The 16067-nt window shown below is 64.0% G+C and carries 26 protein-coding genes; 1 reads left to right on the forward strand and 25 read right to left on the reverse strand.

The genetic code is table 11. The annotated features are described in order from the left end of the window. Positions 1–299: 299 nt before the first annotated feature. On the forward strand, positions 300–2294 hold the full coding sequence (locus BI327_RS02685; RefSeq protein WP_159450399.1) for a methyl-accepting chemotaxis protein: 1995 nt from the start codon (positions 300–302) through the stop codon (positions 2292–2294). 59 nt (positions 2295–2353) lie between these two features. Here the strand turns inward: BI327_RS02685 and rplQ are convergent, their stop codons facing one another. From rplQ to rplD, 25 genes are all read right to left on the reverse strand, one after another. Continuing rightward, positions 2354–2770, reverse strand: a complete 417-nt coding sequence (gene rplQ / locus BI327_RS02690; RefSeq protein ID WP_050420405.1) for a 50S ribosomal protein L17 — start codon at positions 2768–2770, stop codon at positions 2354–2356. 206 nt (positions 2771–2976) lie between these two features. Next, positions 2977–3996 carry a DNA-directed RNA polymerase subunit alpha gene (locus BI327_RS02695; protein WP_018272129.1) on the reverse strand — a complete coding sequence of 340 codons (1020 nt, stop codon included), beginning with the start codon at positions 3994–3996 and terminating at the stop codon, positions 2977–2979. Positions 3997–4125: 129 nt separating this feature from the next. Beyond that, positions 4126–4515, reverse strand: a complete 390-nt coding sequence (gene rpsK, locus BI327_RS02700) for a 30S ribosomal protein S11 (protein WP_006021048.1) — start codon at positions 4513–4515, stop codon at positions 4126–4128. Between the two features lie 115 nt (positions 4516–4630). Next, positions 4631–4999 (reverse strand): 30S ribosomal protein S13, encoded by a 369-nt coding sequence (rpsM, locus tag BI327_RS02705; RefSeq protein ID WP_050420404.1) that lies wholly within the window; start codon positions 4997–4999, stop codon positions 4631–4633. A gap of 190 nt (positions 5000–5189) precedes the next feature. Then, positions 5190–6050 (reverse strand): adenylate kinase, encoded by an 861-nt coding sequence (locus BI327_RS02710; RefSeq protein WP_076858256.1) that lies wholly within the window; start codon positions 6048–6050, stop codon positions 5190–5192. 71 nt (positions 6051–6121) lie between these two features. After that, positions 6122–7456 (reverse strand): preprotein translocase subunit SecY, encoded by a 1335-nt coding sequence (secY, locus tag BI327_RS02715; protein ID WP_024578584.1) that lies wholly within the window; start codon positions 7454–7456, stop codon positions 6122–6124. Between the two features lie 157 nt (positions 7457–7613). After that, positions 7614–8099: a 50S ribosomal protein L15 gene (gene rplO / locus BI327_RS02720; RefSeq protein WP_076858257.1), complete on the reverse strand. Its 486-nt coding sequence runs from the start codon at positions 8097–8099 to the stop codon at positions 7614–7616. A gap of 21 nt (positions 8100–8120) precedes the next feature. Next, on the reverse strand, positions 8121–8312 hold the full coding sequence (gene rpmD / locus BI327_RS02725; protein ID WP_028335461.1) for a 50S ribosomal protein L30: 192 nt from the start codon (positions 8310–8312) through the stop codon (positions 8121–8123). Positions 8313–8351: 39 nt separating this feature from the next. Then, on the reverse strand, positions 8352–8927 hold the full coding sequence (gene rpsE / locus BI327_RS02730) for a 30S ribosomal protein S5 (RefSeq protein ID WP_074126937.1): 576 nt from the start codon (positions 8925–8927) through the stop codon (positions 8352–8354). Between the two features lie 58 nt (positions 8928–8985). After that, the gene (rplR, locus tag BI327_RS02735; protein WP_016843760.1) at positions 8986–9345 is read right to left on the reverse strand and encodes a 50S ribosomal protein L18; all 360 of its coding nucleotides are present in this window, start codon (positions 9343–9345) and stop codon (positions 8986–8988) included. 11 nt (positions 9346–9356) lie between these two features. Then, on the reverse strand, positions 9357–9890 hold the full coding sequence (gene rplF / locus BI327_RS02740) for a 50S ribosomal protein L6 (protein WP_024578581.1): 534 nt from the start codon (positions 9888–9890) through the stop codon (positions 9357–9359). Between the two features lie 14 nt (positions 9891–9904). Beyond that, on the reverse strand, positions 9905–10303 hold the full coding sequence (gene rpsH, locus BI327_RS02745) for a 30S ribosomal protein S8 (RefSeq protein WP_021081651.1): 399 nt from the start codon (positions 10301–10303) through the stop codon (positions 9905–9907). Between the two features lie 15 nt (positions 10304–10318). Next, complete coding sequence (gene rpsN / locus BI327_RS02750; RefSeq protein ID WP_016843757.1) at positions 10319–10624, reverse strand: 30S ribosomal protein S14; 306 nt, start codon at positions 10622–10624, stop codon at positions 10319–10321. A 46-nt stretch (positions 10625–10670) separates the two neighbouring features. Next, positions 10671–11228, reverse strand: a complete 558-nt coding sequence (gene rplE, locus BI327_RS02755; protein WP_050420398.1) for a 50S ribosomal protein L5 — start codon at positions 11226–11228, stop codon at positions 10671–10673. Next, positions 11221–11535: a 50S ribosomal protein L24 gene (rplX, locus tag BI327_RS02760; RefSeq protein WP_016843755.1), complete on the reverse strand. Its 315-nt coding sequence runs from the start codon at positions 11533–11535 to the stop codon at positions 11221–11223. Before rplX ends, rplE begins: the two co-directional genes overlap by 8 nt. Continuing rightward, the gene (gene rplN, locus BI327_RS02765; protein ID WP_011473865.1) at positions 11535–11903 is read right to left on the reverse strand and encodes a 50S ribosomal protein L14; all 369 of its coding nucleotides are present in this window, start codon (positions 11901–11903) and stop codon (positions 11535–11537) included. The genes rplX and rplN overlap by 1 nt, the downstream gene beginning before the upstream one ends. A gap of 75 nt (positions 11904–11978) precedes the next feature. Further along, entirely contained in the window at positions 11979–12227 is a 249-nt protein-coding gene (gene rpsQ, locus BI327_RS02770) for a 30S ribosomal protein S17 (RefSeq protein WP_016843754.1), read from the reverse strand. Positions 12228–12237: 10 nt separating this feature from the next. Then, positions 12238–12444, reverse strand: a complete 207-nt coding sequence (rpmC, locus tag BI327_RS02775) for a 50S ribosomal protein L29 (protein ID WP_021081654.1) — start codon at positions 12442–12444, stop codon at positions 12238–12240. A 5-nt stretch (positions 12445–12449) separates the two neighbouring features. Then, positions 12450–12863 (reverse strand): 50S ribosomal protein L16, encoded by a 414-nt coding sequence (gene rplP / locus BI327_RS02780; RefSeq protein ID WP_016843752.1) that lies wholly within the window; start codon positions 12861–12863, stop codon positions 12450–12452. Positions 12864–12893: 30 nt separating this feature from the next. Next, positions 12894–13595, reverse strand: a complete 702-nt coding sequence (gene rpsC / locus BI327_RS02785; RefSeq protein ID WP_018272135.1) for a 30S ribosomal protein S3 — start codon at positions 13593–13595, stop codon at positions 12894–12896. 20 nt (positions 13596–13615) lie between these two features. After that, the gene (rplV, locus tag BI327_RS02790; RefSeq protein ID WP_050420397.1) at positions 13616–14002 is read right to left on the reverse strand and encodes a 50S ribosomal protein L22; all 387 of its coding nucleotides are present in this window, start codon (positions 14000–14002) and stop codon (positions 13616–13618) included. A 10-nt stretch (positions 14003–14012) separates the two neighbouring features. Beyond that, positions 14013–14291: a 30S ribosomal protein S19 gene (rpsS, locus tag BI327_RS02795; RefSeq protein WP_018272137.1), complete on the reverse strand. Its 279-nt coding sequence runs from the start codon at positions 14289–14291 to the stop codon at positions 14013–14015. 12 nt (positions 14292–14303) lie between these two features. Next, positions 14304–15137, reverse strand: coding sequence for a 50S ribosomal protein L2 (rplB, locus tag BI327_RS02800; RefSeq protein ID WP_024578573.1), 834 nt, complete (start codon positions 15135–15137; stop codon positions 14304–14306). A gap of 12 nt (positions 15138–15149) precedes the next feature. After that, positions 15150–15449, reverse strand: coding sequence for a 50S ribosomal protein L23 (locus BI327_RS02805; protein ID WP_016843746.1), 300 nt, complete (start codon positions 15447–15449; stop codon positions 15150–15152). Continuing rightward, on the reverse strand, positions 15446–16066 hold the full coding sequence (gene rplD / locus BI327_RS02810; RefSeq protein ID WP_076858258.1) for a 50S ribosomal protein L4: 621 nt from the start codon (positions 16064–16066) through the stop codon (positions 15446–15448). Before rplD ends, BI327_RS02805 begins: the two co-directional genes overlap by 4 nt. Position 16067: the final 1 nt, after the last annotated feature.

Here is a 16067-nt window from a genome sequence, read left to right on the forward strand (position 1 = left end):
CATCTCAGCACCGCCGGCGACCGATGACAACCATGTCGCGCGAATGACGCGTGCGGCGCGCTGCGTGCTTTCGTCGCTATTCGAATTGTCCCGCGCAATCTTGGTTGATGCATCGTCTCTCCAGCCTTCATGCAATCTTCATATGAAACATCGCGCACACGCGGGTTGCTTTCACACATTGTCAATTGGCCACGGCTAAGCGTCGCCGCAAACAGCGCGAGCTGTTGTGTTGGCAACCGGACGCGCCCCTCACTTCGACAACGACGTCCGGAGCTCCGCGACTGACAGGAATGCACCAGATGTTCGTTGTGTCCAGGATGAAGCCGTTCGCCGCTGATGTCCTGAAGCGATTTCGTCCCAGCCTCAAAAGCCAGATCGCGATGCTCGGGATCGGTGGCGTTGCCATCATCGGCGTCACCTGCCTCGGCGGCCTCGACTACGCGGCCCGTGTTCAGCGCGAGTCCGATGACAGCATGCGCTTCCGGGCGCAACTCTCCGAGCTCTCGGATGGCTTCCTGGAGACGCAGCAGATCGCGTCCCGCTTCCTGAAGTCGCGCGATGAAGGGCTCGTGAAGAAACTTTCCGGCCGTGTTGCCGACGAGATCGCCCTGCTCGACAGGCTCGAAGCTTTTGCTGCGACCGCGCCGGAAGGCGATCCGATCCGGCAGGTCGCGTCGCTGCGCAGTGGCATCAATCTCTACGCGACGCGGTTCCAGAATATCGTCGGCGCGCAACGCATCCTCGGCATGAACCCGAACGACGGCTTGCAGGGCAAGCTGCGCAATGCAGTCCAGCAATTCGAGACCAAAGTCGGACAGATCGATCAGCCGCGCCTGACCATCCTGCTGCTGACGATGCGCCGTCTCGAGAAGGATTTTGCGCTGAGCGGCGAAGAGCGGTTCGGCGACCAGCTCAACGAACGCGAGGACGAATTCGAGACCGCGTTGGCGGCGTCCACGCTGCCGGCGGATATGAAGGCCGAAACGCTCGGCCTCGCGCGCGCCTACAAGCTCGCCTTCGCCGGTTTCCTGGTCTCGCGCCAGACGCTCGACGATCAGATGGACGATCTGTCGCAGATCTTCGACCGCACCCGTCCCGCCCTGGTCAAGGTTGCCGAAGCGGCCAACGCCCGCGCCGAGCTCGCGCAGCAAAAGGCCGACGCTTTCAGGCAGACCTTCACCTGGCTGATCGGGATCGTCGCCGTCGTCCTGACGCTGTTTGCCATCCTGTTCGGCCGGCGCGTCGCCGGCCTGATCAGCCGGATGAGCGCGGCGATGCGCCAGCTCGCCGATGGACAATTCGACGTCGTCCTGCCCGGCCTCGAGCGCAGCGACGAGATCGGCGGCATGGCGCGCGCGGTCGAGAGCTTCAAGACCAGGGCGCAGGACAAGGCGCGCGCCGAGCTCGACGCCCGGCGCGAGGAAGACCGCCGCGCGGCCGACCGGCACAGGGCCGAGCTGGCGCGGCTTGCGGCGGCGTTCGAGGCCAGCGCCGGCAACGTCATCGCCACGGTCTCGGCGGCCTCCGAAGAGCTTGCGGCCTCGGCCCGCGACCTCAGCGACACCGCCCATCACACCCAGGACCTGTCCGCCAATGTCGCGGCCGCCTCCGAAGAGGCTTCCGACAATGTCAGGCGGGTTGCGGCGGCGACCGAGCAGATGATCGCATCGGCTGCCGAGATCGGACGCCAGGTCGGCGAATCCGCCAGTTTCGCCAGCGACGCCGTCGCCCAGGCACAGCAGACCGACGCGCGGATGGCGCAGCTCGCCTCCGCCGCCGACCGCATCGGCAACGTGGTGCAGCTGATCGCTGCGATCGCACGGCAGACCAATTTGCTCGCGCTCAATGCGACGATCGAGGCCGCGCGCGCCGGCGCGGCAGGCTCGGGTTTTGCCGTGGTCGCGCAGGAGGTGAAGACGCTCGCCAGGCAGACCGCTGATGCTACCGAGGACATTCGCAGCCAGATCGCGGATATCCAGGCCGCGACACGGCAGTCCGCCGGCGCGATCGGCGATATCGCCGGCATCATCCGGCGGATCGCGCAGATCGCCTCCGACGTGGCCAAGGCCATCGACGCGCAAGGCAGCGCGACGCGGAGCATCGCGGAAAACGTTCAGATCGCCTCGGAGCGAACCGCGCAGGTGGCCGTCAGCATCGGACAGGTGGCGAGCGGCGCCTCCAGGACCGGCAGCGCCTCCTCCCAGGTGCTGAGCTCGTCGCGGCTGCTGTCGGACGGTAACGGCCGCCTGAGGCAGGAGCTCGACAATTTCATCGCGACGATCCGCGCCGGCTAGCCACAAAACAAAAACGGCGCCCGAGGGCGCCGCTTTCAAAACCTTGGCTCCAAACCGGCTTACGCCGCCTCGGCTTCGTTGCCCTGGGCGGGACCGGAGTCCTGGCCCTTGGCATCGACGTCGCGGTCGACGAATTCGATCACGGCCATCGCCGCGTTGTCGCCGTAGCGGAAGCCGGCCTTGATGATGCGGGTGTAGCCGCCCTGGCGGTCCTTGTAGCGGGTCGCCAGCGTGTCGAACAGCTTCTTGACCTGATCCTGGTCGCGCAGCTCCGAGATCGCCTGGCGGCGCAGGGCGAGACCGCCCTTCTTGCCGAGGGTGACGAGCTTCTCGACGATCGGCCGCAGCTCCTTGGCCTTCGGCAGCGTGGTGACGATCTGCTCGTGCTTGATCAGCGCGGCCGCCATGTTGGCGAACATTGCACGCCGGTGCTCGGCGGTGCGGTTGAGCTTCCGATGAACCTTGCCGTGACGCATTGACTTATTCCTTCTTCAATTCTGTCGCGGTGGTTCAGCGACAAGTGCAGGTGGGCATCCTGCGTTCGCCCGCAAAAGCGCGACGTCGCGCTTTTGCTACTTAACTTGGGCATGATCCTTGTCGGAAAACCGCTGCGCACTTTTCCGGGATCGTGCCGCAAAAAAATCGTGGCCGGAAAGTTTCCGGCCACGACGGTGAAAACGGATCAGTAGTGATCCTCGAAGCGCTTGGCGAGCTCGTCGATGTTCTCCGGCGGCCAGCCCGGCACTTCCATGCCGAGGTGCAGACCCATCTGGGCCAGCACTTCCTTGATCTCGTTCAGCGACTTGCGGCCGAAGTTCGGGGTGCGGAGCATTTCCGCTTCCGACTTCTGCACGAGGTCGCCGATGTAGACGATGTTGTCGTTCTTCAGACAGTTTGCCGAACGCACCGACAGCTCGAGCTCGTCGACCTTCTTGAGGAACGCCGGGTTGAACGCGAGATCGGGGATGATCTCCTGCGTGACTTCCTTGCGCGGCTCTTCGAAGTTGACGAACACGTTGAGCTGATCCTGCAGGATGCGCGCAGCGTAAGCCACCGCGTCCTCCGGCGTGATCGCGCCGTTGGTCTCGATCGTCATGGTCAGCTTGTCGTAGTCGAGGATCTGGCCCTCGCGGGTGTTCTCGACCTTGTAGGAGACCTTGCGGACCGGCGAGAACAGGCTGTCGACCGGGATCAGGCCGATCGGCGCGTCCTCGGGACGGTTGCGCTCGGCGGCGACATAGCCCTTGCCGGTGGTGACCGTGAACTCCATGCGGATCTCTGCGCCGTCGTCCAGCGTGCAAAGCTGCAGATCGGGGTTGAGCACGGTGACGTCGCCGACGGTCTGGATGTCGCCGGCGGTGACGGCACCCGGGCCCTGCTTCTTCACGACCATGCGCTTCGGGCCTTCGCCCTGCATCTTGATCGAGATGTCCTTGATGTTGAGGACGATGTCGGTGACGTCTTCACGGACACCGGCGATCGAGGAGAACTCGTGCAGCACGCCGTCGATGTGCACCGACTGCACCGCCGCGCCCTGCAGCGAGGACAACAGGATGCGGCGCAGCGCGTTGCCGAGCGTCTGGCCGAAGCCGCGCTCGAGCGGCTCGGCGACGACGGTGGCGAACCGGCTCGCGTCCGAGCCCGGCGTCACCTGCAGCTTGTTCGGTCGAATGAGTTCTTGCCAATTTTTCTGGATCGTCACTTTTTCACCCTTTGCCGGTCATCGGGCCAATCGAATGGCCGAACCTGGCGTTGGAGATCGCGGATCAGTCCGCGCGGTCAATTCCAAAAACCATCGCAGGGCGGCCAGAGGCCGCCCGCGACTTACAGATCAAACGCGCCGACGCTTGCGCGGACGGCAGCCATTGTGCGGGATCGTGGTCACGTCGCGGATCGAGGTGACGGTGAAGCCCGCAGCCTGCAGCGCGCGGAGCGCCGACTCACGGCCCGAACCCGGGCCGGCCACTTCAACCTCCAGCGTGCGCATGCCGTGTTCCTGCGCCTTCTTGGAGACGTCTTCAGCCGCAACCTGCGCGGCGTAAGGGGTCGACTTGCGCGAACCCTTGAAGCCCATCGTGCCGGCTGACGACCAGGCGATGGTGTTGCCCTGCGCGTCGGTGATGGTGATGGTCGTGTTGTTGAACGACGAATTCACGTGCGCGATGCCGGAGGCGATGTTCTTGCGTTCGCGGCGGCGTACGCGGGTGGCTTCCTTGCCCATTTCAAACCTTTCCTGTGATCTCAAGCGCCGCCGTAGTGCCAGCGGCTACACCTCAAAACGCAAATGGCGAGTAGCGAATTTCGATTCGCTACTCCCCACCTGCAATTCGCAAAACTTACTTCTTCTTGCCGGCGATCGCCTTGGCCGGCCCCTTGCGCGTGCGCGCATTGGTGTGGGTGCGCTGGCCGCGCACCGGCAGACCGCGGCGATGACGCAGGCCGCGATAGCAGCCGAGGTCCATCAACCGCTTGATGTTGATGCCGACCTCGCGACGGAGGTCGCCCTCGACCAGATAGTCGCGGTCGATGACTTCGCGGATCTGGAGGACCTCCTGGTCGGTCAACTGGTTGACGCGACGGTCCACGGGGATCTTCACCTTCTCGATGATGTCGGCCGCGTTCTTCTGGCCGATACCATGGATGTACTGAAGCGCGATCAGGACGCGCTTGTTGGTCGGGATGTTGACGCCGGCAATACGGGCCACGGACTTCTCTCCTGTCGCCGCTCCATCACGGATACGGGCTTCTCAAGTTCTTGCTCTCTCGGGCTTGTGTCCACAAACGCGAACACGACGCCCTTCCCCTCATGTCCTTCGGGGCCCGGCATCGTCATAAAACTATCCAACTTGGATGCGGGGCTTATTAAAGGATTCATGTCGGTTTCGTCAACCGCTCCTAGCGTTTAGCTCGCTTTTTCGTGAGCTTTTTTGCTGCCTTTTTGGCGGTCTTTGCCCCCTTCCGGGCATTTGCCGCACGAGCGGCCTTCTTCGGGGCCTTCTTGGCAGCCTTCTTGGCCGCTTTGGCCCTGGAGGGCGCCTTGGCAGCCTTCCGGGCGGGTTTGGCAGCCTTTTTGGCCGCTTTGGCGGTCTTCTTCGCGGTCTTCTTTACCGTCCTGGCGACTTTTTTGGCCACCTTGGGGGCGTGATCCTCGTGATCTTTCGGTTCCAGCGCGCCGAGCGCGGTCAGGATCCGGTTGATCTCGCGGGTGACGTGCTCGATGGTCATCATGCCATCGACGGTCAAAAGCTTCCGCCGCTCCGAATAATAGTGAATCAGCGGTTCCGTCAGCGAGCGGTACTGCGCCAGGCGCTTGGTCAGCACTTCCGGCGTGTCGTCGAGGCGGACTTCCTCGCCGCGCGCGCGGGTTTCCTCGGCACGCTTCTCGACGCGGGCGAGCAGCGCGCTCTCGTTGACGCGCAGCTCAACGACGGCGTCGAGCTTGAGGTGCTTCTTGCGGAGCAATTCGTCCAGCGCCTCGGCCTGCGGCACGGTGCGCGGGAAGCCGTCGAGAATGAAGCCCTTCTTGGCATCGGGCTCCTCGATTCGATCGGCGATGATTCCCACCACGACCTCGTCTGGAACCAGGCCGCCATTGGCCATGATCTCCTTGGCCTGCAAGCCGACCGGGGTGCCCGCGGCGACCGCAGCGCGCAGCATCTCGCCGGTCGAGAGCTGAACGATGCCATGCCGGTGCACCAGCCGCTGCGCCTGGGTTCCCTTGCCCGAGCCCGGCGGCCCCAAAAGGATCAATCTCATATCTGTTTCGCCCCCCGGCTAGGTGGGCGACGTCCGCACACCTGTGTTTTGAGTTTGGCGCCGCGCCGCGATCAGCGGCGGCGGCCTCCCCTGAGCTTCGACTTCCTGATCAGCCCTTCATACTGATGGGCGAGCAGATAGCCCTGCACCTGCGACACCGTATCCATCGTCACGCTGACGACGATCAGGAGCGACGTGCCACCAAAGTAGAACGGGACCGAGGCGTAGGAAATCAGAATTTCAGGGATCAGGCAGACGATCGCGAGATAGATCGCGCCGAGTACCGTGATGCGCGACAGCACGTAGTCGATGTATTCGGCGGTGCGCTCACCGGGCCGGATACCCGGGATGAAGCCGCCATGCTTCTTCAGATTGTCCGCGGTCTCGGTCGGGTTGAACACGATCGCGGTGTAGAAGAAGGCGAAGAACACGATCAGCGCCAGATAGAGCAGCAGGAACAGCGGACGGCCGTGGCTGAGCTGGGTGGTGAGCCACTGGAACCACTCCGGCCCCTTGCCGGCGTTGAAGTTCGCGACCGTGGTCGGCAGCAGCAGCAGCGACGAGGCGAAGATCGGCGGAATCACGCCCGAGGTGTTGAGCTTGAGCGGCAGATGCGAGGACTGGCCCTCGAACATCTTGTTGCCGACCTGGCGCTTCGGATACTGGATCAGCAGCCGGCGCTGGGCGCGCTCCATGAACACGATGAAGGCGATCACGGCGACCGCCATCACGATGACGATCAGGATCAGGCCGGTCGACATCGCGCCCTGGCGGCCGAGTTCCAGCATATTGGCGAGCGCCGAGGGCAGCTCGGCGACGATGCCGGACAGGATGATCAGCGAGATACCGTTGCCGATGCCGCGCGAGGTGATCTGCTCGCCGAGCCACATCAGGAACATGGTGCCGCCGGTCAGCGTGATCGCGGTCGAGATCCGGAAGAACATGCCGGGGTCGCTGACGACATTGCCGGCGCCTTCGAGGCCGATCGCGATGCCATAGGACTGGAACAGCGCCAGGATCACCGTCAGATAGCGGGTGTACTGGTTCAGCGTCTTGCGGCCCGCCTCGCCTTCCTTCTTGAGCGCCTCGAGCTGCGGCGACACGGTGGTCAGCAGCTGCACGATGATCGATGCCGAGATGTACGGCATGATGTTCAGCGCGAAGATCGCCATGCGGTGGATGCCGCCGCCGGCGAACATGTTGAACATGCCGAGGATGCCGCCGGACTGGCTGCGGAACACCTGTTCCCAGATGTTGGGATCGATGCCGGGCAGCGGGATGTAGGTGCCCAGCCGATAAACAAGCAGCGCACCCAGGGTGAACCAGATGCGCTTCTTCAGCTCGTCGGCTTTCGCCAGCTGTCCGAAATTGAGGTTGGCGGCAAGTTGTTCGGCTGCTGAGACCATGTTCGGCTTTCTCCCGGAGCCCGCTTCGCCGACGCCCCAAGAACTCGTTCTATCGGGGCCATCGGCAGACACCGGACATTATCTGGTGCTCGGCCTCGATAAGTCCATCATTCGATCTGCGGATTGCCCGCTGCGGCAGCGGGCAATGACGCAGATGTTACGCCGCCTCGCCTTCGTCCTTGGCGGGGGCCAGGATCTTGACCGAGCCGCCGGCCTTTTCGACCGCGGCAATGGCCGACTTGGAAGCGCCGTGCGCTTCGATGGTCAGCTTGGTCTTGATCTCGCCGCGGCCGAGCAGCCGCAGGCCGTCCTTGGCGCGGCGCAGCACGCCGGCCTTGACCAGCGTCTCGACGGTCACCGTCGCGCTCGCATCGACCAGCTTGTTGTCGATCGCTTCCTGCAGACGGTCGAGATTGATCTCGGCGAAGTCGAGCCGGAAGATGTTGTTGAAGCCGCGCTTCGGCAGACGGCGATGCATCGGCATCTGGCCGCCTTCGAAACCCTTGATACGGACGCCCGAACGCGCGGTCTGGCCCTTGCCGCCGCGGCCCGAGGTCTTGCCCTTGCCGGAACCGATGCCACGGCCGACACGCATGCGCTTCTTGCGCGAGCCGGCGTTGTCGGCGATATCGCTGAGCTTCATCGCCCTTCTCCTTATCTCTGCTTACTCGCCGACGACGCGGACGAGATGCTGAACCTTGCTGATCATGCCGCGAACTTCAGGGGTGTCCTGCAGCTCGGCAACCCGGCCGATCTTGTTGAGCTTGAGGCCGATCAGCGTCGAACGCTGCGAGTGATGGCGGCGGATTGCGCTGCCGATCTGCTCGACCTTGATGGTCTTGCTGGCCTTGGCCATGACAGTAACTCCGAGTAGCGCTTCGAGAAGCGCGCGTTGTTATTCCGCCACCGCTTCGGCATCGCCGCCGACGCGGCGCGACTGCAGGGTGGAGACCTTGATGTTGCGGCGGGCAGCCACCGAACGCGGTGAATCCTGGTGCTTCAGCGCGTCGAAGGTGGCGCGAACCATGTTGTAGGGATTCGACGAGCCGATCGACTTCGCCACCACGTCCTGGATGCCGAGCGTCTCGAACACCGCGCGCATCGGGCCGCCGGCGATGATGCCAGTACCCGCCGGAGCGGTGCGCAGATAGACGCGACCGGCGCCGTGACGGCCGGCGACGTCGTGATGCAGCGTGCGGCCCTCGCGCAGCGCGACGCGCGTCAGGTTGCGCTTCGCCGATTCGGTCGCCTTGCGGATCGCTTCCGGTACTTCGCGCGCCTTGCCGTGGCCGAAACCGACCCGGCCCTTCTGATCGCCGATCACGACCAGCGCCGCAAAGCCGAAGCGCTTGCCGCCCTTGACGACCTTCGCCACGCGATTGATGTGGACGAGCTTGTCGACGAACTCGCTGTCGCGCTCCTCGCGCTCCCTGCTCCGTTCGCGTCCGCCGCGTTCGCGTTCACCTGCCATGGTGTTTTCCAATCTCTAGGAGGCCTTACGCCTCTTTCCTTGTAATCGATCGATTCGTTTAGAAGCTCAATCCGCCTTCGCGCGCCGCATCCGCGAGCGCCTTGACGCGCCCGTGATAGATGTAGGCGCCGCGATCGAACACGACTTCCTTGACGCCCTTCTGCGCCGCGCGCTCGGCGAGCAGCTTGCCGACCGCCTTCGCCGCATCGATGTCGGCGCCGGTCTTGCCGGCGTCGCGCATGGTCTTCTCGAGCGACGAGGCGGAGGCGAGCGTCTCGCCCTTCTGGTCGTCGATGACCTGGGCGTAGATGTGCTTGGACGAGCGGAACACCGACAGCCGCGGACGGCCGCCTGCCGAGCGGCGAAGCGCAAGGCGCACGCGCTGCTTGCGCCGGGCATTCGTAACCTTGAGTGACATGACCGGCTCCGTTACTTCTTCTTGCCTTCCTTGCGGAAGATGAATTCGTTGGCGTACTTCACGCCCTTGCCCTTGTAGGGCTCCGGCGGACGGTAGGCGCGGATCTCGGCGGCGACCTGGCCGACGCGCTGCGGATCGTTGCCGGTGATCGTGATCTCGGTCGGCTTCGGCACCGCGATGGTGATGCCTTCCGGGATCGCGTAGACCACGTCGTGGCTGTAGCCGAGCGCGAGCTGCAGGTTCTTGCCCTGCATCGCGGCGCGGTAACCGACGCCGGTGATCTCGAGCTTCTTCTCGAAGCCCTTGGTGACGCCCTCGACGAGGTTGGCGACCTGCGCGCGCGCGGTGCCGTACATCGCCTGCGCGCGATTGGTCTTGACGCGCGGAGCGACCTTGACCTGGCCGTTCTCGAACTTCACCTCGACGTCGTCATGCACGACGAACTGAAGCTGGCCCTTCGGCCCCTTCACCTTCACCGTCTGGCCCTCGACGGTCGCCGTCACACCCGACGGGATCGCCACCGGCCGCTTGCCGATACGTGACATCGTAAAATCCTTCCTCAGAACACCGTGAAGAGAACTTCGCCGCCCACGTTGGCGTCGCGCGCCTCGTGGTCAGCCATGATTCCCTTCGGCGTCGACAACACCGAAATGCCGAGACCGTTGTTCACGCGCGGCAGGTTCTTCACCGAGGCGTAAACGCGGCGGCCCGGCTTCGACACCCGCTCGATCTCGCGGATGACGGGCTCGCCGTCGAAATACTTCAGCTCGATCTCGAGCTCGCTGCGGCCCGAGGCATGCTCGACGCTGGCGTAGCCGCGGATGTAGCCCTCGGACTTCAGCACTTCGAGCACGTTGGCGCGCATCTTCGAGCCGGGGCTCGAGACCTTGGACTTCGAACGCATCTGCGCGTTGCGGATGCGGGTGATGAGATCGCTGATCGGATCGTGCGTAGACATGGTTCCGACCCTCCCTTACCAGCTCGACTTCACGAGGCCGGGAACCAGGCCCTTGGAGCCGAGTTCACGCAGCGCGATGCGCGAGAGCTTGTTCTTGCGATAGTTCGAGCGCGGACGCCCGGTCAGCTCGCAACGGTTGCGGATGCGCGTCGGCGACGAGTTGCGCGGCATCTCGGCGAGCTTCAGCGTCGCCGCGAAGCGCTCTTCCATCGGCTTGGTCTTGTCGGCGATGATCGCCTTCAGCTTCTCGCGGCGCGGGCCGGCGTTCTTCGCCATCCGCTTGCGCCGGTTGTTCTTCTCGACTGAACTCTTCTTTGCCATGCTTGGCTCCTGAGTATCCGCGTTTGAGTGGCTTTGGCTCAGCTACTCACTGCCGGAACGGGAAATTGAAAGCGGTCAACAAGGCACGCGCCTCGTCGTCGGTCTTGGCGGTGGTGCAGACCGTGATGTCCATGCCACGCGCTTCCGAGACCTTGTCGAAGTCGATCTCGGGGAAAATGATGTGCTCCTTGATGCCGAGCGAGTAGTTGCCGCGGCCGTCGAAGCTCTTCGGGTTCAGGCCGCGGAAGTCGCGGACGCGGGGCAGCGCCACGTTCACCAGGCGGTCGATGAACTCGTACATATGGGCCTTGCGCAGCGTGACCTTGCAGCCGATCGGCTGGTTCTCACGCAGCTTGAAGGTCGCGATCGCGATCCGCGAATAGGTCACGATCGCCTTCTGGCCGGCGATCTGGGTCAGCTCGGCGGCGGCGGTCTCGGCCTTCTTGCGGTCGTTGACGGAATCGCCCACGCCCATGTTGAGCACGACCTTGTCGAGGCGCGGCACCTGCATCACGTTGGCATAACCGAACTTCTCGGTCATCATGCCGCGGATCTTCTTGTCGTACTCCGCGCGCAGACGCGGCGTGTAAGCTGTATCAGCCATCGATCTCTGCTCCCGAGCTCTTGGCAACACGAACCTTCTTGCCATCGGCCTGAATCTTGAACCCGATGCGGGTCGGCTTTCCGTCCTTGCCGACATACGCAATGTTGGAAAGGTCGATCGGCATCTCCTTGGAGATGATGCCGCCTTCCTGGGTCTGGGTCTGCTTCTGGTGACGCTTCACCATGTTGATGCCGCGAACGAGAGCCTTGTTCTCGTCCGGACGCACCTCGAACACCTCGCCGGTGCGACCCTTGTCGCGGCCGGTGAGCACCATCACCTTGTCGCCCTTGCGGATCTTGGCAGCCATCACAGCACCTCCGGCGCGAGCGAAATGATCTTCATGTGGTTCTTGGCGCGCAGCTCGCGCGGCACCGGCCCGAAGATACGGGTGCCGACCGGCTCGGACTGATTGTTGATCAGCACGGCGGCGTTGCGGTCGAAACGGATGACCGAACCGTCGGCGCGGCGGATGTCCTTGCGGACCCGGACCACGACGGCCTTCATCACGTCGCCCTTCTTCACCTTGCCACGCGGGATGGCTTCCTTGATCGACACAACGATAACGTCGCCCACGGTGGCATAGCGGCGCTTGGAACCTCCAAGAACCTTGATGCACATGACACGGCGTGCGCCAGAATTATCGGCCACGTCGAGGTTGGTCTGCATCTGAATCATTGATGCACCTCGTCCTCTTTCTGCGCTTTAGCGCGCTCAAAATTTCCCTGAATGACTTCGGCCAGGCCGAGGTAATCAGGCCGTTTTCTTGTGTTCGCCCCGGACCACGGTCCAGCGCTTCAGCTTCGAGATCGGCTTCGATTCCTCGATCCAGACCATGTCGCCCGGCTTGAACTGGTTGTTCTCGTCGTGCGCGTGGTAGTTCTTGGAACGGCGGATCGTCTTCTTGTAGATCGGGTGGGTGAAGCGGCGATCGACGCGCACCACGATGGTCTTGGCTTGCTTGTCGCTGACGACCACGCCCTGCAGAGTACGTTTCGGCATAGCAGGCCCCTTACTTCTTCTTCGCGCGCAGCTGCGCGGCGATGGTCTTGATACGAGCGATATCGCGGCGGGCTTCCCGCATCCGCGAGGTGTTCTCCAGCTGCCCGGTGGCGCGCTGGAAACGCAGGTTGAAGCGTTCCTTCTTCAGGTTAAGGACCGCGTCTTCCCGCTGGTCGTCGCTCATCGCGCGAATGTCTTCAACTTTCATCTCGGCCATGGCGATTACTCCGCAATGCGCGCAACGAAGCGCGTCTTGATCGGCAGCTTGGCGGCGGCGAGCGACAGCGCTTCCTTCGCGGTCTGCACCGGCACGCCGTCGATCTCGAACATCACGCGGCCCGGCTTGATCCGGACCACCCACAATTCCGGCGCACCCTTGCCGGAGCCCATGCGGACTTCGGCGGGCTTCTTCGACACCGGCACGTCCGGGAACACGCGGATCCAGACGCGGCCGGCGCGCTTCATGTGACGGGTCAGCGCGCGGCGGGCGGCTTCGATCTGACGGGCGGTGACGCGCTCAGGCTCCATCGCCTTCAGGCCGAACTGGCCGAACGCCAACGTCGCGCCAGAGGTCGCAACGCCGTGGATACGGCCCTTATGCGCCTTCCGGAACTTCGTTTTCTTAGGTTGCATCATGGCTTTAAGCCCTCAAATTCCTGCTTTGCCTCAAGCGGCGTCGCGGCGCGAACGCGGCGTGTTGTCGCCTTCCGCCATCTTCTTGTCCTGGGCCATCGGATCGTGCTCGAGGATCTCGCCCTTGAAGATCCAGACCTTGACGCCGCAGGTGCCGAAGGTCGTGAACGCGGTAGCAACGCCGTAGTCGACGTCGGCGCGCAGCGTGTGCAGCGGCACGCGACCTTCGCGGTACCACTCCATGCGCGCGATTTCGGCGCCGCCGAGACGGCCCGAGCAGTTGATGCGGATGCCCTCGGCGCCGAGACGCATCGCCGACTGCACGGCGCGCTTCATGGCGCGGCGGAACGCGACACGGCGCTCGAGCTGCTGGGCGATCGATTCAGCGACCAGGGTCGCGTCGAGCTCCGGCTTGCGGATTTCGACGATGTTGATCACGACGTCCGACGAGGTGATGTCGGCGACCTTCTTGCGCAGCTTGTCGATGTCGGCGCCCTTCTTGCCGATCACGACACCCGGACGGGCCGAATGGATCGTCACGCGGCACTTCTTGTGCGGACGCTCGATCACGATGCGGGCGACGGCCGCCTGCTTGAGCTCCTTGTGCAGGATCTCGCGGATCTTGACGTCCTCGTGCAGGAGCTTGCCGTATTCCTGCTTGCCGGCGAACCAACGGGAGTCCCAGGTCCGGTTGATGCCGAGACGCAGCCCGATTGGATTGATCTTTTGACCCATCGTCTTCTCCTGCGCCCTTCTTAGGCGCTTGCCTCGGCCTCGACCTGACGAACCACGATGGTCAGGTGCGAGAACGGTTTGAACACACGGCCCGAACGGCCACGGCCGCGCGGAGCAAAACGCTTCATCACGATGCCGTTGCCGACATGCGCCTCGGCGACGATCAGGTCGTCGACCTCGAGGTCATGGTTGTTCTCGGCGTTCGCGATCGCCGATTCCAGGCACTTCTTGACGTCGACCGCGATCCGCTTGCGCGAGAACTGCAGGTCGGCGAGCGCAGCGGACGCCTTGCGGCCGCGGATCAGCTGCGCCACCAGGTTCAGCTTCTGCGGGCTGACGCGCAGCATGCGGGCGACGGCCTTGGCCTCATTGTCCGCGAGGCTACGTTCGCGCTTTGGTTTGCTCATCGTCTATTCCTCAAGCCTTCTTGGCTTTCTTGTCGCCCGAGTGGCCGTGGAAGGTCCGGGTCGGCGAGAACTCGCCGAACTTGTGACCCACCATTTCCTCGTTGATCGCCACCGGCACATGCTTCTGGCCGTTGTAGACACCGAAGGTCAGGCCGACGAACTGCGGCAGGATGGTGGAGCGGCGGCTCCAGATCTTGATGACGTCGTGACGGCCGGACGCGCGGGCGGCATCTGCCTTCTTGAGCAGAGAACCCTCGACGAACGGGCCTTTCCAGACTGAACGAACCATGTCCGGCGTTCCTTACTTCTTCCGCTTGTGGCGGCTGAGGAGAATGAATTTGTTGGTCGACTTGTTGGTGCGGGTCTTCTTGCCCTTGGTCGGCTTGCCCCACGGAGTAACCGGGTGGCGACCGCCCGAGGTACGACCTTCACCACCGCCGTGCGGATGGTCGATCGGGTTCATGACGACGCCGCGGTTGTGCGGACGCCAGCCGAGCCAGCGGGTACGACCGGCCTTGCCGATCGAGATGTTCATGTGATCCGGGTTCGAGACCGCGCCGATGGTGCCGCGGCAACGGCCGTGCACGAGACGCTGCTCGCCCGAGTTCAGGCGGACGATCACGTAGTCCTGGTCGCGGCCGACGATCTGGGCGTAGGTACCGGCCGAGCGCGCCAGCTGGCCGCCCTTGCCGATCTTCAGCTCGATGTTGTGCACGATCGTGCCGACCGGCATGTTGCCGAGCGGCATGACGTTGCCCGGCTTCACGTCGACGTAGTTGCCGGCGACAACGGTGTCGCCCGCGGCGAGGCGCTGCGGCGCCAGGATGTAGGCGAGCTCGCCGTCCTGATACTTGATCAGCGCGATGAACGCGGTGCGGTTCGGATCATACTCGAGCCGCTCCACGACCGCCGGCATGTCCACCTTGTCGCGGCGGAAGTCGACGGTGCGGTAGGCCTTCTTGTGGCCGCCGCCGCGGAAACGCACGGTGATGCGACCGGTGTTGTTGCGACCGCCATTGCCGAGCTTGCCCTCGGTCAGGGTCTTCACCGGCTTGCCCTTGTAGAGCGCCGAACGATCGACCATGACCAGCTGGCGCTGGCCCGGCGTCGTGGGATTAAAGGTTTTCAATGCCATCGTCGTTGCGCCTTATAGTCCGGTAGTCACGTCGATGCGGTGGCCCTCTTCCAGGGTCACGATCGCGCGCTTGGTGTCCGACTGCGAGCCGAGATTGCCGCGGAACACCTTGGTCTTGCCCTTGCGAACGAGAGTGTTGACGCTCTTCACCTTGACGTCGAACAGCTTCTCGACCGCTTCCTTGATCTGCGGCTTGGTCGCCTTGCCGGCGACCTTGAACAGCACCTTGTTGTGCTCGGAGGCGAGCGTCGCCTTTTCCGTCACGACCGGCGAGATGATGACGTCGTAGTGGCGCGGATCGATGTTCTTCATTTGAAGCGCGCCTCCAGCGCATCAACCGCAGCCTTGGTCAGAACGAGCTTGTGGCGGCGGAGAATGTCGTAGACGTTGATGCCCTGGATCGGCAGCACGTCGATGTTCGGGATGTTGCGGGCCGCGGTCGCGAAACCGGCGTTCAGCTCGGCGCCGTCGATGATCAGCGCATTGGTCAAGCCGAGACCGGAGAAGTGACCGAGCAGCGCCTTGGTCTTGGCGGCCTCGAGCTGCGCATTGTCGATCACGATCAACCCGCCGTCCTTGGCCTTGGCCGACAGCGCATGCTTCAGCGCGAGCGCCCGCACCTTCTTCGGCAGGTCGGTCGCATGGGAGCGAACCACCGGACCGAACGCACGGCCACCGCCGCGGAACTGCGGCACGCGGGCCGAGCCGTGACGGGCGCCGCCGGTGCCCTTCTGCTTGTACATCTTCTTGCCGGTGCGCCAGACGTCGGCGCGGCCCTGGGCCTTGTGCGTGCCGGCCTGACGCTTGTTCAGCTGCCACTGCACGCAGCGCTGAATGATGTCGGCGCGGGGCTCGAGACCGAAGATCGCGTCCGAGAGCTCGACGGATCCGGCGTCCTTGCCTTCAAGGGTCGTGACTTTCAGTTCCATC

The sequence above is a fragment of the Bradyrhizobium mercantei genome (assembly GCF_001982635.1).
In the GTDB taxonomy this organism is placed as follows: Bacteria; Pseudomonadota; Alphaproteobacteria; order Rhizobiales; family Xanthobacteraceae; genus Bradyrhizobium; species Bradyrhizobium mercantei.